This is a genomic window from Paraburkholderia unamae, assembly GCF_003268775.1.
Taxonomy (GTDB): Bacteria; Pseudomonadota; Gammaproteobacteria; order Burkholderiales; family Burkholderiaceae; genus Paraburkholderia; species Paraburkholderia unamae.
Map to the genome: position 1 here is coordinate 89,839 of NZ_QLSU01000011.1, position 20,443 is coordinate 110,281.

The window sequence follows — 20,443 nt, forward strand, 5'->3', positions numbered from 1 at the left end:
CGGTCGCGTCTCTTGTTTCGATTACCGCCGTAACACGCACGCGCCGCGTTCAGCCGCCTTGTATTAAGCGGCGACTGAACGCGGCGCGCTTCATGCTCAGGCCGGCATCTTGCGGAACGTCACCGCAATGCGGTTCCAGCCGTTGATCGCAATGATCAGCAAGGTCAGGTCGGCGATCTCCTGCTCGGTGAAATGCGGCTTCACGCGTTCCCAAACCTCGTCGGGCACATGGGTTTGCGCGAGCAGCGTGACCGATTCGGTCCATTCGAGCGCGGCGCGCTCGCGCTCCGTGAAGAACGGCGTTTCCCGCCATACCGAGACCGTGGCGAGCCTGCGGTCGGTTTCGCCGCCCTTGCGCGCGTCCGTGGTGTGCATGTCCACGCAGTACGCACAGCCGTTGATCTGCGAGGCGCGCAGGCGCACCAGTTCCGCGAGCGGCTTTTCGATCGAGCTCTTGCTCACGCGCTCTTCGAGCGCAACCATGGCCTTCGTGCCTTCCGGGCTGGCCTTGTAGAAATCCAGACGTGCTTGCATGACCGTTCACCTCTCAAGTTGAATTGCGTCCACTGCGGATGGGCTGAAATGGGCTCGACTGCGTAGACCACGGAAGCCACTTTATGCGTCGCGCTGGCGCCTTTATATAGCCATTCTGGCAATATCTCGGGTGACCACTTTCGCGCCCGCGAGAGCCTCCTCAACCCCAACCGATCGCCCTCGAACGATACCGGCAGCGCCACCATGGAACTTCACGTCACCGTGTCGGGCCGTCGCGATCTCGCGGGCCAGATCTACCGGCAACTGCGCGACAGCATCGTCGACGGCAGGCTCGCGGGCGGCACGCGCCTGCCTTCCACGCGCGATCTTGCGCGACAGCTCGGCGTGTCGCGCAAGACCACGCTCGACGTTTTCGAGCGGCTGCTGGCGGAGGGCTATCTGATTTCGCGGCGCGGCTCGGGCACCTTCGTCGCCGACACGCTCGAACGGCTGCCTGCGCGCGAACGCGGTCATGAGAATCCGCAGATTCGCGCGGCCACCGCTGCCGCCGCCGAAACCACGGACGCTGTTGGCGGCGCTTCCAGCGGCGCGGCGCACGGCGCGCGGGCCACGCCGTGGTGGCAGGCTCGGGCGCAAGCGCACGCGGCGGGCGACACGCTGCCGCGCCTCGACGCGCGGCTCGCGTGCGACTTCGCGGGCGGCGTGACGGACAAAGCGCGCTTTCCGTTCGACATCTGGCGGCGCTGCATCAACGATGCGCTGCGCGTGCAGGCGCGCGGCTACGGCATGTATCGCGAGCCGGCCGGCGAGGAGAAGCTGCGGCTCGCGGTCTCGCGCTATCTCGCCTTCAACCGCGCGGTGCAGGCCAACTGGGAAGACGTGATCGTCACGCAAGGCGCGCAGCAGGCGCTCGATCTGCTCGCGCGGGTGACGCTCGAACGCGGCGACGTGGTGGCGGTGGAGGACCCCGGCTATCCGCCCGCGCGCGACATTTTCGCCGCGCTCGGCGCGAAGGTCGTGCCGGTGCCCGTGGACGGCGAGGGCCTCGTGATCGAGCGTTTGCCCAAGGCGGCGCGGGTCGTCTACGTCACGCCTTCGCACCAGTTTCCGCTCGGCATGCCGATGAGTCTCGGGCGGCGCGTGGCGCTGCTCGAATGGGCGCAGACGCACGGCGCGCTCGTGATCGAAGACGACTACGACTGCGAATACCGCTTCGAGGGGCGCTCGATGGAGCCGCTCAAGAGTCTCGACAATGCCGGTCTCGTGGCCTACGTCGGCACGTTTTCGAAGACGATTTTCCCGGAGCTGCGCGTGGGCTACATGGTGCCGCCCGCCGCGCTCGCGGCGCCGCTCGCCCGCGCGCGGCAGATCGGCGACGGCCACGGCTGTGTGCTCACGCAGACGGCGCTCGCCAATTTCATGCTCAACGGGCACTTCGCGCGCCACTTGCGGCGCATGCATCAAAGCTATTCGGAGCGCCGCGACGTGCTGCTCGCGCATCTGCGCGGGCCGCTTTCGCCCTGGCTCGAAGCGGTCACGCCGAACACGGCGGGGCTGCACCTGGCGGCGCGGCTCGTGGCGCCACTCGACGCGGCGAAGGTCGCCGCGGCCGCGCGCGGTGCGTCGATCGGCCTGCATCCGCTCGCGCCGTTTCACCTCGAAGCGCCTGTGCAAAGCGGTTTTCTGTTCGGTTACGGTGCAGTCGACGCCGGGCAAATCGACGCCGCGTTGACGTCGCTCGCCACGCTGCTGCACACGCTTTGACGGATCGCCGCGAGCAAAAACACGCAAAAACGCCATACGTATGGCGTATTCCTGACGACAGGCATGCGCGTCGAGCAGGTCCAGGCGCCGCGCGCGGGCAGCCGTGCAAGCGTCGCCGGTGCACGTTTACCCCTGTAAACAGGCGTCGAAATGCGCGCGAGAGTCTGCGTTGCGCAACAAAATCGTAACGACAATGCAAAAGCTTCACGCAAAACGCTTGCGCATATGTAGAATCCGCCGTTGAAGCATGTGCATTCCGCTGTGCTTCTTCGATTCACTGACCAACACTGGTAGGAGAAACATGCCGACTTCCGCAAAGAAAGTGGCCGCAAAAAAGGCAGCTGCCCCGGCCAAGAAGGTTGTTGCAAAGAAAGCGCCCGCCACCAAGACGGCCGCAGCTAAGAAGGTCGCCGTGAAGGCGTCCGGCGCACCGTCGCCGATCAAGGACACCTTCACGAAGGCCTCGCTGGCTACCCACGTCGCTGAGCGTGCAGGCGTCGAGCCGAAGGCTGCCAAGGCCGTGCTCGCCGCGCTGGAAGACACGATCCTCGGTTCGGTCCACAAGAAGGGCGCCGGCGAATTCACGCTGTCGGGTCTTCTGAAGATCGTCGTGCAGGCAGTGCCGGCGAAGAAGAAGCGCTTCGGCAAGGATCCGTTCACGGGCGAAGAGCGCTGGTTCCCGGCCAAGCCCGCATCGGTTCGCATCAAGGCGCGCGCCCTGAAGAAGCTGAAGGACGCAGCAGCAGCCTGATCGCGCTGAATGCGCCGCAGCCGCGCCCTTCGGGCGGCGGCTACGTGTCAGTACCCAGAAATCCCCGTCGGCGACGAGCCCGCGGGGATTTTTCATTGGTGCACGCCACGCAACATGGGCTGCCGAAAGTATGTGCTGATGTTATGGATGGCTATTCGGTATTATGTTCGTCAGCAGCGGGTCGTTCGTTGATGAAACAGATTGAGAACACCGACACCGTTCGTAATTTTGAAATTTCCATAACATTATCTTATGCCTACCGCCGACCTCAGTTTGCGCCAGGTTGAAGCCTTTCGTGCGCTGATGCAGTGGCGCACCGTGACGCGCGCGGCGGCGGCGCTCGGTATTTCCCAGCCGGCGGTGAGCCGCTTGCTCGCCGACTTCGAAACGAAGATGGAGCTCGCGCTTTTCGAGCGACGCCAGGGACGTCTCCTGCCGACCGTCGAAGCGCACGCGCTGCACGACGAAGTCGAACGCGCGTTCACTGGCTTCGAGCGAGTGACTCAGGCCGCCGCGCTGATTCGCGCACAACGGCGCGGCGTGGTGCGCGTCGCGGCGTCGCCCGATCTTTGTGCGGACTTCATGCCGCGCGTGGCCGCCGCTTTCGCGGGCGAGCACGAGGGCGTTGATCTCGAACTGCTGACCGGCGAAGCGGCGGAAATCGCCGAACGGGTCGCCGGGCAACGCTGCGACGTCGGCTTCGTCACGCAGGCCGTCGCGCATCCTGGCGCGCGGCTCGAGACGCTCGGCGAATGGCCGCTGCGCTGCATCGTGCCGCGCGGACACCGCCTCGCACGCAAGCGCGTGGTGCAGGCGCAAGACTGCGCAGGCGAGCGTTTCATTTCCTGGGCCGCGGGGAGCGAAGCGCGCATGCGTATCGACGGGATGTTCGCCGGGTGCGGGGTGGCGCGCGAGCTTGGCGTCGAGGTGACGCTGGCGCAGTCCGTGGTGGCGATGGTGGAGGCGGGCATGGGCATCGCGCTCGTCGACGCGCTCACGGCCCAGCATGCGAGCGCACGCGTCGGCGTGAAGCGTTTTGCGCCGGCGTTACCGTTCGCACTCCATGTCGTGCGCGGCGCGCAGCGTACGGCTACGACGTTGGGCGCTGCATTCGTGCAGCACGCGGCCGAAGCACTGGTGCGATTGCGCTGAAACGTCCGCTCGCGCATGCGGCGGGCGGCGGGTGGCGGTGCGGGAAGGAAGGTTGGAGGGCGGATTCTAAAATGCGGCGGGCATAAAAAAACCAGCCGGGGCTTGCGCCCGAGGCTGGTTTGTGCAGCGTGTGGTTTTTAGCTGCGTGGTCTCGCTCGCATCGCCGCAATGGCTCGTCAGCCGGTTGCGGCGCCGGGCCGAAGCCCGGTGCAATGCGTTGCTTAGAACTTGTGGCGGATGCCCAGGCTGACCAGTTCTTGCGAGCTCGTCGACGAGTTGTAGCTGTACGAGCCGATTGCCGCGCCGGCGACCGACGTCGTGCCGTCCGCGTTGCGCTGCGTGCCGTTGGCGTGCTGGTATGCGGCAACAGCGTACAGGTCGGTGCGCTTCGACAGGTTGTAGTCCGCGCCGATCGAAACCTGGTTGTACGTAGCCGACGTGTCGCCAGCGCCGTGCGTGTACGTGTAGCCGAGGCCGAGCAGCAGGGCCGGGTTCAGCTGATAGCCGAGGAAGCCGGCAGCGATGTTGTAGCGCTCCGTCGAACCGAACGTCGAGTAGCCGTCCGACTTGAACTGAACGTTGCTGTAACGTGCGCCGAACGTGAACGGACCTGCGACGTATTGAGCAGCAATCGAAGCCGTACCGATCGACTTGGCCGAAGCGTAGCCGGCGGTGATCTGGTTGTCGAACACGGCGCCCGACGTTGCAGCCGACGACCAGCCAACCACGCCGTCCGACGTACGCGATGCCAGCGACGAGGCGTTGTCCATGCGGAAGTAACCGCCGGCGACGTTGAACGAACCGATGCCGTACGTAGCAGCCGCGCCCCAGCTCTGACCCGAACCGGTTGCACCAGCCACGCCGCCCAGCGCGTACATGCCTTCGAACTGGAAGCCTTGCAGGCTCGGCGAAACGTACTTGATTGCGTTGTTCGTACGCGAGCTGTTGTCGTTGTTGTCGATGTCGCCCGGCGTTGCGAACGTGCTGCCGAAGTAGTTGTCGGCGGTCAGCGGCTGAACCATGTCGACCAGCGGGTCGTACTGGCGGCCGAGGGTGATCGTGCCGTACTGGTCGTGCGACAGGCCGACGAATGCCTGACGGCCGAACATCTTGCCGCCCTGGCCGAGCGTGCCGTTGTTGATGTCAAAGCCGTTTTCCAATTGGAAAATCGCCTTCAGGCCTGCGCCGAGATCTTCCGTGCCCTTCAGGCCCCAGCGGTTGCCCGACAGGTTGCCGCCAGCGAGGCCCCAGAAGTTGTCACTGCCGGCTGCGCCACCGACCGGGCCGGTGTTGTGCGCGAACTGGATCGATTCGTCGATCACACCATAGAGGGTCACGCTGCTTTGAGCGTGCGCGGCACCGGCTGCGGCCAACAGGGCCACCGAGAGGGTCGAGAGAGCGACTCGTTTCATTCTGTTTTCTCCACGCAGAGATTGTTTAGTTGTTGCGCGATGGAGAATAACGCAGGCGGCCAATCGACTAGAACTGAAAAAAAAAGTTTGTCGCGAAAAGCTGACACCGGCCACAATGCCTTGTCAGGCGGGGCCTCCGTCGATTATGTCGCTTTTAGAAATATTGGATTGTTGATCGAACATTATTGTTATTTTTGATAAAAGTTCCGTAAACGCGCGTTATTTTTTGGCCTTGCCGCGGCCTTTGGCGGCTTGCCCGAGAGCCCCGGATTCCGCCACCTGGCGACGTCCCGCGGCGGCCGTCATGGCGAGCGCCGCGCTCGCCACGATCAGCACCGAACCCCACGGATGGCGCTTCACATAGCGGTCGGCGGCGGCGACCGTGCGGCCCGCCTGGACCAGCGTCAGCGCGGCCGCATAGGTGGCGCTGTCCTCCATGCGCACGACCGAGCGGCGGATCTGAAGACCCGTTTTCAACCGGCCGAACTCGCCGCCGTGGGCGCTCGCGCGCCCGATTGCGCTGAGCGGAGTTTCCGATAGTGTCGATTTGTCTGCCAAAACAGCGGCCGCATACGGCGCAGGCGCAGCCACACTGGCGCTCGCGGTGTTTCCGATCGGCACGGCAGCAGGTGGCGCGGCAGCCGGCCGTGCGGCCGCCTGGCGCGCTTCCAGCACCGGCGCAATGGTGGAGGCAGCCAGCACCGAGGCCAGCTTCGCGCGGCTGCCGGGCGGTGTTTCCTCAAGGAAACCCCACGCGCCGCGCGGGTCGTGCATGCGCCCGCGCGCGGCCGAGAATTCCGCGCCGAGCAACAGCACCGCCGCCGAGAAATACAGCCACATGAGCAGCACCGCGAGCGAGCCGGCCGCGCCGAAGGCCGTCGCCATGCCCGCGTGCGCCAGATAGAGCGCGAACAGCTTCTTGCCCGCCGAGAACAGCACCGCCGCGACAATGCCGCCCACCATCGCGTCGCGCCAGCGCACGTCGGCGTCGGGCAGAAAGCGCAGCAGCGCGCCGAACGCGACGGCGAGCACGATCAGGCCCACCACGAGCTGTAGCAGGTTGCCGATGATCACATAGGGAGAATTGCCCCAGATCCACTGGCCGACGAACGTGATCGCCGTGTCGAGCACGAGCGAGACGATCAGCAGGAAGGCGACTCCCAGTACGAGGCTGAACGAAATGAGCCGCACGCGCACGAGCGCGAACACGCTGGAGGGCCGCTGCCCGTCCGGCGGCCAGACGATGTTCAGCGCGGTATTGAGCGACGAGAAGGTTGCGGAAGCGCCGATCACGAGCAGGGCGAGCGAGATGATCGCCGCGACGCCGCCCTTGCCGCCCGCCCGGTGCGCGTTCTGCACGATGGTGGTGATCCCTGCGGCGGCGTCGTCGCCAAGCACGTTGTGGACCTGGCGGAACAGCTCGCCGCGCGCGGCGTCGTCGCCGAAGAACCAGCCCGCCACCGCGATCACCATCACGAGCGTGGGCGCGAGCGAGAACGCCGAATAGAACGCGATGCTGGCCGCGAGCGACGGACAGCGGTTGGCGATGAACTGGCGCAGCGCGCCCACCACCCACGACGCTTCCTTGCGGGCGGCGGACTGGAGTCGTTCGGTGGAAAGCGTTGACATGGTGGCGCGCCCCGCGGTGGTTCGTTTTCGTCACAAAGATGGCTGATTCGCCAGTCAATATTAGCAAGCGTGGTTCCCGGACGAGCCCGCGCTGCGCGCGCGACGCTCGCGAACATCCAGCGCGATCCGTCGCCCAAAACGTCTTATACTGAAAAAACCCACAATCAGAGCCGAGGACGAATCATGCTTCAGATGTCCCGGCGCCAGTTCCTCAAGGTCACGGCAACGTCGCTGGCGGGTTCCAGCCTCGCGTTGATGGGTTTCGCACCCGACAACGCGCTTGCCGAGGTCCGACAATACAAACTGGCGCGCACCACTGAAACCCGCAACACCTGCCCGTATTGCTCGGTCGGTTGCGGAATCCTCATGTACGGTCTCGGCGATGGCGCGAAAAACGCGACGACGAGCATCATCCATATCGAGGGCGATCCCGATCACCCCGTCAATCGCGGCACGCTGTGCCCGAAGGGCGCGAGCCTGATCGATTTCATTCATAGCGAGAGCCGCCTCAAGTATCCCGAGTACCGGGCGGCCGGCACGAACGAATGGAAGCGCATGTCGTGGGATGAGGCGCTCGATCGCATCGCGAAGCTGATGAAGGAAGATCGCGACGCGAATTTCGTCGAGAAGACCGACGACGGCAAGACCGTGAACCGCTGGTTGACCACGGGCATGCTGGCCGCTTCGGCGGGCAGCAACGAAGTCGGCTATCTCACGCACAAAGTGGCCCGCAGCATGGGCCTGCTCGCATTCGACAACCAGGCGCGTGTCTGACACGGCCCGACGGTGGCAGGTCTTGCCCCGACGTTTGGCCGTGGTGCGATGACGAACCATTGGGTCGACATTCGCAATGCGGACGTGATTCTGGTGATGGGCGGCAATGCGGCCGAGGCGCATCCGTGCGGCTTCAAGTGGGTCACGGAGGCGAAGGCGCACCGCAAGGCGCGGCTCATCGTGGTGGACCCGCGCTTCACGCGCACGGCATCGGTCGCGGACTACTACGCGCCGATCCGCACCGGCACGGACGTCGCCTTCCTTGGCGCGGTGATCAACTATTTGCTCACCAACGACAAGATCCAGCACGAGTACGTGAAGAACTACACGGACTTCTCGTTCATCGTGCGCGAGGACTACGCGTTCAACGACGGCATCTTCTCGGGCTACGATCCGCAGAAGCATGCGTATCCGGACAAGTCGTCGTGGAATTACGAGCTCGGCGACGACGGTTTCGTGAAGACCGACGACACGTTGCAGAACCCGCGCTGCGTGTATCAACTGCTCAAGCAGCATTACTCGCGCTATACACCGGAAATGGTGGAGAAGGTCTGCGGCACGCCGAAGGACAAATTCCTCAAGGTGTGCGAAATGCTCGCGACCACGGCCGAGCCCGGCCGCGCGGGCACGATCATGTACGCGCTCGGCTGGACCCATCACTCGATCGGCTCGCAGAATATCCGCACCGGCGCGATGGTGCAGCTGCTGCTCGGCAATATCGGCATCGCGGGCGGCGGCATGAACGCGCTGCGCGGCCACTCGAACATCCAGGGGCTGACCGACCTCGGGCTCATGTCGAACCTGCTCACGGGCTACATGACGCTGCCGTTCGAAGCGGAGCAGGACTACGGCGAGTACATCAAGAAGCGCGCCGCGCAGCCCATGCGGCCGAATCAACTGAGCTACTGGAAGAACTACGGCGCCTTCTTCGTGAGCTTCATGAAGTCGTGGTGGGGCGATGCGGCCACGAAGGACAACAACTGGGGCTACGACTGGCTGCCCAAGCTCGACAAGCCGTACGACCTGTTGCAGACCATCGAGCTGATGAATCAGGGCAAGGTCAACGGCTATATCTGCCAGGGCTTCAACGTGCTTGCGTCCGCGCCGGACAAGGCCAAGACGGTCTCCGCGCTCAGCAAGCTCAAGTGGCTCGTGATCATGGACCCGCTCGCCATCGAAACGTCCGAGTTCTGGAAGAAGTACGGCGACTATAACGACGTCGACCCGACTGCGATCCAGACCGAGGTGTTCCGTCTGCCCACCACGTGTTTCGCGGAGGAAAACGGCTCGCTCGTGAGTTCGAGCCGCGTGCTGCAATGGCACTGGAAGGGCGCGGAGCCGCCGGGCGAAGCGAAGAGCGACCTCGAAATCATGTCGGGCCTTTTCCTGCGCATGCGCGCGGCGTACCAGAAGGACGGCGGCAAGCTGCCCGATCCGATCGTCAAGCTCGACTGGCCGTATTCGGATCCCGCGAGCCCGACGCCGGAAGAACTGGCGAAGGAGTACAACGGCCGTGCGCTCGCCGACCAGACAGATGCGAAAGATCCCACCAAGGTGCTCGTGAAGAAGGGCGAGCAGCTTTCGGCCTTCGCGCAACTGAAGGACGACGGCACGACCGCGAGCGGCTGCTGGATCTTCTGCGGCGCTTGGACCCAGGCGGGCAACCAGATGGGCCGGCGCGACAACGACGACCCCACGGGCATCGGCCAGACGCTCAACTGGGCCTGGGCGTGGCCCGCGAACCGGCGCGTGCTCTACAACCGCGCCTCGTGCGACCTGGCGGGCAAGCCTTTCGATCCCACCCGCAAGCTGATTGCCTGGAACGGCAGCGCGTGGACCGGCGCGGACATTCCCGACTACAAGGCCGACGAAGCGCCTGATCTGGGCATGGGGCCGTTCATCATGAACCCCGAGGGTGTGGCGCGCTTCTTCGCCCGCGACGGCATGAACGAAGGTCCGTTCCCTGAGCACTACGAACCGTTTGAGAACCCGCTCGGCTACAACCCGTTCCATCCGAACAATCCGCTTGCCACGAGCAATCCGGCGGCGCGCGTGTTCCCCGACGACCGCAAGACCTTCGGGACCGCGCAGCAGTTTCCGCATGTGGCGACCACCTACCGGCTCACCGAGCATTTCCACTTCTGGACGAAGCACGCGCGGCTGAACGCGATCATCCAGCCGCAGCAGTTCGTGGAGATCGGCGAGGCGCTTGCGAAGGAAGTGGGCGTGGTGGCGGGCGAGCGCGTGAAGGTGTCGAGCAATCGGGGCTATCTGATTGCTGTGGCCGTGGTCACCAAGCGCATCAAGCCGCTCACCATCGAAGGCAAGACCGTGCATACCGTTGGCGTGCCGCTGCACTGGGGCTTCAAGGGGCTCACGAAACCGGGTTATCTGACGAATACGCTCACGCCACCCGTGGGCGACGGCAATTCGCAGACACCCGAGTTCAAGTCGTTCCTCGTGAAAGTCGAAAAGGCATAGGGGGCGCGAACCATGGCATTTCAATCACTCGACATCAAGCGCCTTTCGGCCACCACCACGCCGCCACCCGGCGTGCGCGAACCGGTCACGGGCGAGGTCGCGAAGCTCATCGACGTGACCAAGTGCATTGGCTGCAAGGCCTGCCAGACCGCGTGCATGGAGTGGAACGATCTGCGCGACGAAATCGGCGTCAATACGGGCGTCTACGACAACCCGCACGATCTCACCGAGCACTCGTGGACCGTGATGCGATTCTCCGAATACGAGAATCCGGACGGCAACCTCGAATGGCTGATCCGCAAGGACGGCTGCATGCACTGCGAGGACCCGGGCTGTTTGAAGGCGTGTCCTTCGCCGGGCGCGATCGTGCAGTACACGAACGGCATCGTGGATTTCCACGAGGAAAAGTGCATTGGCTGCGGCTTTTGCATCACGGGTTGCCCGTTCAATATTCCACGCCTTTCGCAGAAGGACCGGCGCGTCTACAAGTGCACGCTCTGCTCCGACCGCGTGGCTGTGGGGCAGGAACCCGCGTGCGTGAAGACCTGCCCGACGGGCGCGATCGTGTTCGGCACCAAGGAAGACATGAAGCAGCACGCGGCCGAGCGCATCGTGGACCTCAAGGAGCGTGGTTTCGAAAACGCCGGGCTTTACGATCCGCCAGGCGTGAGCGGTACGCACGTGATGTACGTGCTGCATCACGCCGATCAGCCCTCGCTCTATCACGGGCTGCCTGATCGCCCGCGCATCAGCCCGATGGTGCGGCTCTGGAAGGGCGCGGCCAAACCGATTGCGCTAGGCATCATGGCGCTCACGGCGCTGGCCGGTTTCTTCCACTACACGCGGATCGGCCCGAACGAAGTGACGGAAGAAGATGAAGTTGCCGCGCGCGACGAGGCGCGGCGCATGCGTGGCGAACCGCCCGAGGAGCGCAACGATGAAAGACGATGAACCGCAACTGATCCAGCGCTATACGCCCAACGAGCGCAGCAATCACTGGATTACCGCGATCAGCTTCATTCTGCTCGCGCTCTCGGGTCTCGCGATGTTTCATCCGTCGATGTCGTTTCTCTATGCGGTGCTGGGCGGCGGGCAGTGGACGCGCATTCTGCATCCGTTCATCGGCATCGTGATGTTCGTTTCGTTCCTGATCCTTGCGCTGCGCTTCTGGCATCACAACTATCTGGACAAGGACGACATCCAGTGGATGAAGCAGATGGGCGATGTGCTGAACAATCGCGAGGACAAACTGCCCGAGATCGGCCGCTACAATGCGGGACAGAAGCTGTTATTCTTCGTGATGGTGGTTTGCCTCGTGCTGTTGCTCGTGAGCGGCATCGTGATCTGGCGGCGATATTTCTCGCTGTATTTCCCGATCGAGATGATCCGGCTCTCTTCGTTGGTGCACGCGGTGGCGGCTTTCGTGCTGATATGCGGCATCATCGTCCATATCTACGCGGCCCTGTGGGTGAAGGGCTCGATCGGTGCGATGACGCGCGGCTACGTCACCTGGGGCTGGGCGAGAAAGCATCATCCGCGCTGGTTCCGCGAGAGCATCAAATAGCACACAGGCAGCGCGCCGCGCGCCATGCAGGCGCCGGCGCTTGCGGCAAACCGCCGGCCCGGCAGGGCGCGGCGGTTTTTTCTTTGGTGGAGCGTACTGGAGCACCCCCGTCGTGACGCAACGCACTCTCGACCCCGAGCAGATTCAGGCGCTCGACCCCTCGGCGATACCCCGCATCCGCCTGCCCGAGCGCGCCGCGCATTTCAGCACGCGCGCCGCGCGCTTGCGGCGCCTCGCCGACCACAACCCGATTGGCGGCTACGTACGCCTGATGGCGGCGCTGGTGGACGCGCAGCAGCACGCGCTCGAACACTACAGCGCGCCCATGCCTTCGCGCGAGGACATCGCCAACGCGCAACGCCATTCCATGCCGATCCTGCCCGCGCTTTCCGGTGAGCGCGATCCGCAATGGCGCAGCGTGCTTTATCGGCTTGCCGATCGCGTGGAAGCCGCGGGTGCGGTGACGCCCGCGCTCGCGAACGTGCTGGACACGCTGCGCGCGATGGACGAAGCGCAACTCGAAGCCCAGGCCGACGCGATCCTCGCGCAGCGCTACACGGAAATCGCGCCGGCCACCGCGCCGTTCATCATGGCCGCGCTACAGGTGGTGTGGACCGATCTCGCGAGCCGCATCGACATACGCGACGTGCCCTATGTCGATGCGCCGGGCGTGTGCCCCGTATGCGGCTCGCCGCCCGTTGCGAGCATCGTGCGCATTGGCGGCGCGTACCAGGGCTATCGTTATACGCAATGCGGCCTGTGCGGCACCGAGGCGCACGTGGTGCGCGTGAAGTGCACGAACTGCGATTCGACCAAGGGCATCGCCTATCAGGGCATCGACGGCGGCAATCCCGCGCTCAAGGCCGAATCGTGCGACGAGTGCCATACGTATCGCAAGATCGGCTATCTGGAGAAGGACATGGACTTCGAGCCGCTCGCCGACGACCTCGCGAGCCTCACGCTCGACTTGCTGATGAGCGACGCGGGCTACCGCCGCGCGAGCCCGAACCCCTTGCTCTGGCCCGAAGTGCCCGGCGACCAGTGAGGAGACCCGCGCGATATGAGTGAAACCGTGGGCCAGGCAACGGAACACGATGCGCGCGCGCTCAATGCGCTGCTCGCGAAGATGCCGGCGGTGGAGCGCGTGATCGCCTCGCCGGACGCGCAAGCGCTGATCGCACAGTATGGCCGCACGCAGGTGCTGGCCGCGATACGCGCGACGCAGGACGCCTGGCGGCGCGACGCGCAGGCAGGCGTGCTGAAGCCTGTCGATCAGGATAGCGAACCATTTTCTTTGGAGCGCGTGCTGGCTGCCGTCACGCTACGCCTTGCGGAGCGCGCACAAAGCCGGCTTCGTCCGGTGTTCAATCTCACGGGCACGGTGCTGCACACGAATCTCGGCCGCGCGCTGTTGCCTGACGAAGCCGTTCAGGCCGTGGTGCAGGCGCTCACGCAACCCGCGAACCTCGAATTCGATCTCGCAAGCGGCAAACGCGGCGACCGCGACGACCTGATCGATTCGCTCATCTGCGAACTGACCGGGGCCGAGGCCGCTACTGTCGTCAACAACAACGCGGCAGCGGTGTTGTTGCTGCTCAGCGCACTCGCCTCGCGCAAGGAGGTCGTTGTTTCGCGCGGCGAGCTGGTCGAGATCGGCGGGGCGTTTCGTATTCCCGACATCATGAGCCGTGCGGGCGCGCGCCTGCGTGAAATCGGCACGACCAACCGCACGCATCTGAAGGACTACGAAGCGGCTATCAATGCGCGCACGGCGCTGCTGATGAAAGTCCATTGCAGCAACTATGCGATCAGTGGCTTCACGAAAAGCGTCGAGCTGGACGCACTCGCGCCGCTTGCGCGGCAGCATGGCCTGCCGGTGGCCGTCGATCTGGGCAGCGGGACGCTCGTCGATCTTGCGCAATGGGGGCTGCCTGCGGAGCCCACGGTGCGCGCGACCGTTGAAGCGGGTGCGGACCTCGTGACCTTCAGCGGCGACAAGCTGCTGGGCGGACCGCAGGCCGGGCTGATTGTCGGGCGCAAGGAGCTGATCGCCAGGATCAAAAAGCATCCGCTCAAGCGCGCACTGCGCGTGGGCAAGCTCACGCTCGCGGCGCTCGAACCGGTGCTGCGGCTCTATCAGGCGCCCGAATTCTTGCAGGAACGGCTCACGACGCTGCGCCTGCTCACGCGTCCCGCCGCGCACATGCACGAAGCCGCGCAGCGCGCGCTGCCCGCGTTGCAGCGCGCATTGGGCGAAGCGTATGCCGCGAGCGTCGAGCCGATGTTCAGCCAGATCGGCAGCGGCGCACTGCCTGTGGACGTGCTGCCAAGCAGCGGACTCGTGGTGCGCCACGCGGGCAAGGGCGGCAGCGGCCGCGCGCTGCTCAAGCTCGAACGCGCGTTGCGCGGGCTGACGCGGCCCGTGATCGGCCGCATTGCCGACGACGCCTTGCGGCTGGACCTGCGCTGTCTCGAACCCGCTGACGAAGCGGCGTTCGTCGCGCAACTGGCGGAGCTGCGCCTGTGATCGTCGGCACGGCGGGGCATATCGATCATGGCAAGACGACGCTGGTTCGCGCGCTCACCGGCGTGGACACCGACCGTCTGAAAGAAGAGAAGGCGCGGGGCATTTCGATCGAACTCGGCTACGCGTACCTGCCGCTCGCCAACGGCGACGTGCTGGGTTTCATCGACGTGCCCGGCCACGAAAAACTCGTGCACACGATGGCGGCGGGCGCGTGCGGCATCGACTTCGCCTTGCTCGTGATCGCGGCCGACGACGGCGTGATGCCGCAAACGCGCGAGCATTTCGCCATCCTCCAGTTGCTCGGCGTGCAGCAGGGCGCCATCGCGTTGACCAAGACCGACCGCGTGGATGCGGCGCGTCTCGACGCCGTGCGCGCCGAGATCGCCACATGGCTCGCCGATACGATGCTTGCGGACGCACCGGTTTTTGAAACCCAGGCGACGCAGCCGCAAGACGAAGGCGTGGCGCGCCTCGACGCCTGGTTGCGCGAGCGGGCGAGCACCTGGCGGGCGCGGCGCGACGACGGCCTCTTTCGCCTCGCGGTGGATCGCGTGTTCACGTTGACGGGACAGGGCACCGTGGTGACGGGCACCGTATTCGCGGGACGCGTGCAAGCGGGAGACGCGCTCGTGCTCGCGCCCGCCGGCGCGCCCGTGCGCGTGCGCGGCCTGCATGCCCAGAATCGCGCGGTGCAGGCGGGCCATGCGGGTGAGCGTTGCGCGCTCAATCTTGCGGGCATCGACAAGGAGCAGATTGCGCGCGGCGACTGGATTGTCGATGCGCGGCTCGCCCAGGCTGCCGTGCGCCTGGACGTCGAATTGCAGCTGCTCGACGATTCGGGCCTTACGTTGCAGCACTGGTCGCCGCTTCACGTGCATCTCGGCACGACGCACCGCGTGGCGAATGTGGCGCTGCTCGAAGGGGAAACGCTCGCGCCGGGCGGCCGCGCACGCGCGCAACTCGTATTCGACGCGCCATTGCATGCGTTGCCCGGCGACCGCTTCATCGTGCGCAATGCGCAGGCGAGCCGGACGGTGGGCGGCGGGCGCGTGCTCGATCCGTTCGGCCCTTCGAGGCGGCGTCGCACGCCGGAGCGTCGCGCGTGGCTCGATGCGTTGCGAGTGTGGCTCGACGAAGGACGCCTTGCGCCGCTCATCGCACAGGCGCCGCGCGGCATCGCGCGTGCGACGTTGATGCAGTTGACGGGCTACGCCGACGCCGCGCTCGACCTGCCCGCCGACGCCGTTGCGATCGCCCCGCAAGGACGCGACGACGAAGGCGCGGTGATCGCGCGTGCGCACTGGACGACGCTCACGGGGCGCATTGTCGAAGTGCTTGCCGACTTTCACGCGCGCTCGCCCGATGAGCAAGGCCCGGACGCGGCGCGCCTGCGCCGCATGGCGGCGCCGCTCGTGAGCGATGCCGTGTGGCGAGCCGCGATCGAGGCGCTCGTGGCCGAAGGGCGCGTGGCGAGAAGCGGGCCGTGGTTGCATTTACCTTCGCACGCGGTGACGCTCGATGCCGAAGACGAGGCGCTTGCGGCGCGGCTTTTGCCGTTGATCGCGCAGGGCCGTTTCGACGCGCCGTGGGTGCGCGATCTTGCGCGTGAAGCGCGGCAACCTGAAGAAAAGGTGCGTGCGTTACTGCGCAAGCTCGCGCGGCTCGGCATGGTGTATCAGGTCGTGCGCGATCTCTTTTACGATCGCGACACCGTGCAAACGCTGGCGCGCATCGTGGCGCGAATCACCACAGAGCAGGGCGGCGCGGTGAGCGCCGCCGCGTTTCGCGATGCCACTGCGCTGGGCCGCAAGCGCGCGATCCAGATTCTGGAGTTCTTCGATCGCGTTGGATATACTCGCTTTCAGCGCGATCTGCATGTGTTGCGGCTCGATAGCCGTATGCGCGAGTGGTTGTAGGCGCATCGGCTTACGATCACGGTTGAGTTGCTCGAAGGAAGGCATTCGTATCGGGTGGTACGGCCGGGCTTCAAACCCGGTTGGGGGCGTCAGCCGCTCCCGGGTCAGTTCGACTCTGGCTGCCTTCCGCCAATCATTGATGCAGTTGCGCTTTGAATCCGCCGCCGCCCCCTGTGGATTTGATCAATGAATGTCATGTGCGACGCGATCACTTCTCGTCACGGTGAACACCCGGACACGGTGTCGTCTCAGATGCCACGCCTCACTATTTCTCTCCACTAGCTTTGTGCGTGATTTAGGCGGCATCAGCGTTGAGGCCAATGACGTTATTGGCCGCTTTCGTTGAAATTGTCATTGTTGCGCTCGTCGTTGTGTTCCTGTTCTTCGCCCGACTCGAACCTGGCGTTTCCCTTGTATTCGACACAGGTTTTCTTTTCGGACTTCCTGACTGGTGCGCTCACTTGTCGCCCCCGCAGGCGCCAGGCAGTATCGCTGAGATTACGACAATCGGAGCAGGTCGCTTGGGTGGCACTCGCTGCACGACTTCGTCTGGATGCGCTGCGGCCGGGCATTGATGCGACAGAGGAGCGCCCTTTGCAGTGAAGGGCATATGACGTTTCATAACGACCTCACCAGTGGCCGTTCCAGATCCATCGCGCTTGCTTCGACGGCGCCTTTTCCTGGCTGGCCGGTTGTAAGTGTTTGCACAATCGGACCAAAGTCCGGTGCTGACGAAAGCTAACCGCCCATTTCCGCAGGTGCTTTCGCGGCTGTAAGGCGGTAACAGCGACCTATCGGACTTTCGTCCGATATCCCCCCCGGCTTCACACGCCTAACCTGATCCGTGCACCGTTGCCGGACAGCGCGTACAAGCAGGTTGTACAAGCGGGTCGTCTGGTAGCGCAACTCCCGCCGATGATGACAACCGGAAAAGCTCGCGGCCCCCTTCGGCAGAGAGCGACTTGCGGCGGCTATCGCCACCCTGCCAGGCGACGACAGCGAACTCACAGCGTCCCGGATGGCGAAACCGCTTGACGCCGGGTAGCGCGAGATACAACGCGGGTTGCCCACCTTCGGAGCAGAGCGCGTGGCGAGAGCGCCAAGCGTAGAGCTCGTTCGATCCGGGCTCGGACTGGAACAAGCCAGCCCATAGCGATCGCAGCGAACGCACGGTGTTGAGGGCCTTTCATTATCCAGACGAGGTGAATCATGCAAACATGCCTGTCGAGGTCGTGCGCGGTTGCTGTCGTGCTCGGTGTTGCCGTCCATGGGAACGCGCTCGCGAAAACCGAAGCCTGCCACCCCGCATCGGAGAAGCAGATCGCTTCACTCTTCGACCGCTGGAACGATTCGCTGAAGACCGGCGACCCGGCGAAGGTCGCGGCGAACTATGCACCGCGTTCGATCCTGCTGCCGACCGTATCGAACAAACCGCGTTTGACCGTCGAAGAAAAGGAGGACTACTTCAGACATTTCCTTGAGCACAAACCAGTCGGTACCATCGATTTCCGCTTTGTCATGGTTGAATGCAATAGCGCCATCGACGCGGGGCTGTACACGTTCAAGTACGCGGACGGTACCGTGGTCAAGGCGCGCTACACGTTTACCTACGGGTGGAATGGACACAGTTGGCTGATCACCAGCCATCACTCGTCGAAGATGCCTGAAGGCGATTGAACGCGATTCGCGGGGTGGGCGCGTTCGACAGGGCGCGAGCGATACGTTGGGGGCGCATACGTGTAGCACGCTTGTGATGTCTGGGGCCGGACCTTGGATGACATGGAGTCGCGAAAGCGAGCGTCAGGAACTGACCGCCTGCTGCCCGATGCGGTCGCCCGAAATCGATCCGAAGCGGCCCCACTACAGAGTCGCGTGGATTGTCGCGTCTTTGGGCGATGACGGTGATTCGGCTGCGTAAAAATTGGCGCTTTGCTTATCATCTGTCGCAAAACGACTAGATCGACTTGGGCGTCCCCGCAGCCTTCCCTGGACCTGTCGCAGGCGCCGCTCCCGGCTCGTCGAAATGGCATTCGAAATAGACGAGGTCATGCCATTCGCCATGAAGATGCATGGCCCTGCTGGCTCGTCCAAACGCCACGAACCCGTTTCGTTCCAGGACACGCATCGACCCGATGTTTTGAGGCCGCACAATTGCCTCGACTCGCGACAAATTCAGCTCCCTTGCGGCAATATCCATCGCAAGCTTAACGGCTTGAGATGCATAGCCACGTCCGGCAAAGTGCTCTCCTATGCGATATCCAAGCGTCGCCTTGTTGAAATATGGGCGAGTAATGCTGACAAGATTGATTCTGCCGACGATCGTATCGTCGAGCCAAACGAGGTACTGATAGGCTCGATCGCCGTCCCTATCGCTCGTTGCTGCTCCTATCGCTTTGCGAACGGCGGAAGCGCTGTAGTAGTCGTTGGCGCGAGCGTTAATCCATTGCTCGAAGTAGGCACGGTTTTCGACCTCGAATGCCAGTAGCGCATCGGCATCGCTCAACGTCGGAGGACTGATTTTCAGCATGGCAGCGGAGTTTGTTCGCGACTCGCGGATTGTACAACCGCAGTATTCGCTGTGGAGGGTGTAAAGTCCGACGGCCGTCGAAGACTCCTTTCGGTGCGGAACGGCCGCTCGAATGACCATGCTGCGGTGATGAGCAGCGGCCGATATTGGCCGGCCACAGAAACATCCGATTTGCACGGAACACCGATCTCCATAGTGCATGGCGACCGGTGGAAATCGGCCCAAAGCGGAGGCGCGAAGCAATTGGAGTCTGTCTTTCGAGTGTGGCGCTTCTCCCCCAGGCGCGCAGGCGCCTCGTATCAGGCGGGAGATTGGCCGCGCCGATTTGGAAACCGCGGCTAATGCAACGTTTGTCGCCGAATCGCAGTTGATGCCTCATGCGCGGGTGGATCCAATAGAGTGCAGTGCACGAGGGAGAGGCGGGACGTGGAGCCGAAGAGCAAAGACCGCATAATACCGGCAGACACCAGACGCAACGCCGAACATCACTCGGTGCGGGAGACGCGATGAATGCAGCGACTGAAGATGGCAACGACCTCGTGGAGGTCGTCAGCCGTTTGGGCACCCCGGAATTCGGCTCGCAACTTTATGCGTATGTTCAGCGGATTTGTCCGGTCGATTACTGCTCGAGTTTCTCTCTTCGGCGCGATGGCGTCGATGTCGTCGCCTTTAGCGACGCGGCCCGGTTCGGGTCTCTCGTGCGCATCGGCCACTATGCGCAGGGCCAGCTCTGGCAAAGCGATCCCGCGTTGACCCTTGCGAAAGTGCGGCTGCTTCACGAGGGCCGCGTGGCGACGCGCCTGAGGGTCTCCGATCTTGCCGAGAGCGAACTGAAAGCTACGGTCTACTCTCATCTCGTCGACCGCATCCTCGTGTGCAGCAAGGAGCGCAACGGCACGTTCGCGCTGAGCCTGCTTCGCTGGGAACGGAGCGCACCATTCGCCGAGGCGGAGGCCGATCGGCTGATGTCGTCGATGCCGCTGTTGATGGCATTGATCGACCGGCACTGGCTGTGCGTGTCGGCGCGCCGCTCGCCCGTGGAGGCGTTCGAGTCCCTGGCATGCGCCGAACGCTGCTTCGCGGAGGCGCTTTCGATGCCGTTGCGCGAAAGGCAGGTTTGCGCGCGCCTCGCCTTCGGCGTCACGCTCGCGGAGACCGGGAAAGCGCTCGGCATCAGCACGGAAACGGCGCGGAGCTATTGCCAGCGCGCTTATCGACGGCTCGGCGTGGCTTCGCAACGCGAACTCGTTGTCGAGTACATGCGGCTGTGGCACGCATGGAGCGGCTCTGGCGCGCTGCGTCTGTCCTGACGGCGTCACCCCAAGGTCGGGGATTGTCCGTAGCCCGTGCGGGGGACAGACGTGCGCCCCCATTTTCCCTAGAGTCTTCCCATTACGAGCGCGCAAGGCGGCGTCGCCGACGTTACGTGGCGTCGCTGCATGCGCGCATTC

15 protein-coding genes and 1 tRNA gene are annotated in these 20,443 nt (G+C 64.4%); 12 read left to right on the top strand and 4 right to left on the bottom strand.

Translation table 11 applies throughout. The annotated features are described in order from the left end of the window. Positions 1-96: 96 nt before the first annotated feature. Positions 97-534: a carboxymuconolactone decarboxylase family protein gene (locus C7401_RS19370; RefSeq protein ID WP_112173009.1), complete on the bottom strand. Its 438-nt coding sequence runs from the start codon at positions 532-534 to the stop codon at positions 97-99. Between the two features lie 204 nt (positions 535-738). Here C7401_RS19370 and pdxR point away from each other — a divergent pair, with 204 nt between their 5' ends. The 3 genes from pdxR (at position 739) to C7401_RS19385 (ending at position 4,162) form a co-directional block, all read left to right on the top strand. After that, on the top strand, positions 739-2,259 hold the full coding sequence (pdxR, locus tag C7401_RS19375) for a MocR-like pyridoxine biosynthesis transcription factor PdxR (RefSeq protein WP_112173010.1): 1,521 nt from the start codon (positions 739-741) through the stop codon (positions 2,257-2,259). A 301-nt stretch (positions 2,260-2,560) separates the two neighbouring features. Beyond that, the gene (locus tag C7401_RS19380) at positions 2,561-3,010 is read left to right on the top strand and encodes an HU family DNA-binding protein (protein WP_112173011.1); all 450 of its coding nucleotides are present in this window, start codon (positions 2,561-2,563) and stop codon (positions 3,008-3,010) included. A gap of 252 nt (positions 3,011-3,262) precedes the next feature. Then, positions 3,263-4,162 carry a LysR substrate-binding domain-containing protein gene (locus C7401_RS19385; RefSeq protein ID WP_112173012.1) on the top strand — a complete coding sequence of 300 codons (900 nt, stop codon included), beginning with the start codon at positions 3,263-3,265 and terminating at the stop codon, positions 4,160-4,162. Between the two features lie 221 nt (positions 4,163-4,383). Here C7401_RS19385 and C7401_RS19390 read toward each other — a convergent pair whose 3' ends face one another. Both C7401_RS19390 and C7401_RS19395 read right to left on the bottom strand, forming a co-directional pair. Further along, positions 4,384-5,574 (bottom strand): porin, encoded by a 1,191-nt coding sequence (locus C7401_RS19390; RefSeq protein ID WP_112173013.1) that lies wholly within the window; start codon positions 5,572-5,574, stop codon positions 4,384-4,386. Positions 5,575-5,793: 219 nt separating this feature from the next. Next, on the bottom strand, positions 5,794-7,203 hold the full coding sequence (locus C7401_RS19395) for a YihY/virulence factor BrkB family protein (protein WP_112173014.1): 1,410 nt from the start codon (positions 7,201-7,203) through the stop codon (positions 5,794-5,796). A 183-nt stretch (positions 7,204-7,386) separates the two neighbouring features. On the opposite strand from C7401_RS19395, the gene fdnG reads away from it, so the two are divergent. From fdnG to C7401_RS19440, 8 genes are all read left to right on the top strand, one after another. Further along, positions 7,387-10,458, top strand: coding sequence for a formate dehydrogenase-N subunit alpha (gene fdnG, locus C7401_RS19405; RefSeq protein WP_146757950.1), 3,072 nt, complete (start codon positions 7,387-7,389; stop codon positions 10,456-10,458). Between the two features lie 12 nt (positions 10,459-10,470). Next, positions 10,471-11,409: a formate dehydrogenase subunit beta gene (gene fdxH, locus C7401_RS19410; protein WP_112173017.1), complete on the top strand. Its 939-nt coding sequence runs from the start codon at positions 10,471-10,473 to the stop codon at positions 11,407-11,409. Continuing rightward, positions 11,396-12,022: a formate dehydrogenase subunit gamma gene (locus C7401_RS19415; RefSeq protein ID WP_112173018.1), complete on the top strand. Its 627-nt coding sequence runs from the start codon at positions 11,396-11,398 to the stop codon at positions 12,020-12,022. The genes fdxH and C7401_RS19415 overlap by 14 nt, the downstream gene beginning before the upstream one ends. 112 nt (positions 12,023-12,134) lie before the next feature. Further along, positions 12,135-13,067, top strand: coding sequence for a formate dehydrogenase accessory protein FdhE (fdhE, locus tag C7401_RS19420; protein WP_112173019.1), 933 nt, complete (start codon positions 12,135-12,137; stop codon positions 13,065-13,067). 15 nt (positions 13,068-13,082) lie between these two features. After that, complete coding sequence (gene selA / locus C7401_RS19425) at positions 13,083-14,549, top strand: L-seryl-tRNA(Sec) selenium transferase (protein WP_112173020.1); 1,467 nt, start codon at positions 13,083-13,085, stop codon at positions 14,547-14,549. Beyond that, the gene (gene selB, locus C7401_RS19430; RefSeq protein ID WP_112173021.1) at positions 14,546-16,465 is read left to right on the top strand and encodes a selenocysteine-specific translation elongation factor; all 1,920 of its coding nucleotides are present in this window, start codon (positions 14,546-14,548) and stop codon (positions 16,463-16,465) included. Before selA ends, selB begins: the two co-directional genes overlap by 4 nt. 36 nt (positions 16,466-16,501) lie before the next feature. Next, a tRNA-Sec gene (locus tag C7401_RS19435) sits at positions 16,502-16,597 on the top strand. Between the two features lie 1,077 nt (positions 16,598-17,674). Beyond that, a complete protein-coding gene (locus tag C7401_RS19440) occupies positions 17,675-18,142 on the top strand; it encodes a DUF4440 domain-containing protein (RefSeq protein WP_112173022.1) in 468 nt (155 codons plus the stop codon). Between the two features lie 277 nt (positions 18,143-18,419). Here the strand turns inward: C7401_RS19440 and C7401_RS19445 are convergent, their stop codons facing one another. Then, positions 18,420-18,992: a GNAT family N-acetyltransferase gene (locus C7401_RS19445; RefSeq protein WP_112173023.1), complete on the bottom strand. Its 573-nt coding sequence runs from the start codon at positions 18,990-18,992 to the stop codon at positions 18,420-18,422. Between the two features lie 404 nt (positions 18,993-19,396). On the opposite strand from C7401_RS19445, the gene C7401_RS19450 reads away from it, so the two are divergent. Then, the gene (locus C7401_RS19450) at positions 19,397-20,302 is read left to right on the top strand and encodes a helix-turn-helix transcriptional regulator (protein ID WP_146757951.1); all 906 of its coding nucleotides are present in this window, start codon (positions 19,397-19,399) and stop codon (positions 20,300-20,302) included. The last annotated feature ends 141 nt before the right edge of the window (positions 20,303-20,443 follow it).

Bases quoted from the DNA above. Each gene is read 5' to 3' on its own strand.
- C7401_RS19395 (WP_112173014.1), bottom strand. From the start codon at position 7,203: ATGTCAACGCTTTCCACCGAACGACTCCAGTCCGCCGCCCGCAAGGAA.
- fdxH (WP_112173017.1), top strand. From the start codon at position 10,471: ATGGCATTTCAATCACTCGACATCAAGCGCCTTTCGGCCACCACCACG.
- C7401_RS19380 (WP_112173011.1), top strand. From the start codon at position 2,561: ATGCCGACTTCCGCAAAGAAAGTGGCCGCAAAAAAGGCAGCTGCCCCG.
- selA (WP_112173020.1), top strand. From the start codon at position 13,083: ATGAGTGAAACCGTGGGCCAGGCAACGGAACACGATGCGCGCGCGCTC.
- C7401_RS19440 (WP_112173022.1), top strand. From the start codon at position 17,675: ATGCAAACATGCCTGTCGAGGTCGTGCGCGGTTGCTGTCGTGCTCGGT.
- C7401_RS19390 (WP_112173013.1), bottom strand. From the start codon at position 5,574: ATGAAACGAGTCGCTCTCTCGACCCTCTCGGTGGCCCTGTTGGCCGCA.
- C7401_RS19415 (WP_112173018.1), top strand. From the start codon at position 11,396: ATGAAAGACGATGAACCGCAACTGATCCAGCGCTATACGCCCAACGAG.
- C7401_RS19370 (WP_112173009.1), bottom strand. From the start codon at position 534: ATGCAAGCACGTCTGGATTTCTACAAGGCCAGCCCGGAAGGCACGAAG.
- pdxR (WP_112173010.1), top strand. From the start codon at position 739: ATGGAACTTCACGTCACCGTGTCGGGCCGTCGCGATCTCGCGGGCCAG.
- C7401_RS19445 (WP_112173023.1), bottom strand. From the start codon at position 18,992: ATGCTGAAAATCAGTCCTCCGACGTTGAGCGATGCCGATGCGCTACTG.
- C7401_RS19385 (WP_112173012.1), top strand. From the start codon at position 3,263: ATGCCTACCGCCGACCTCAGTTTGCGCCAGGTTGAAGCCTTTCGTGCG.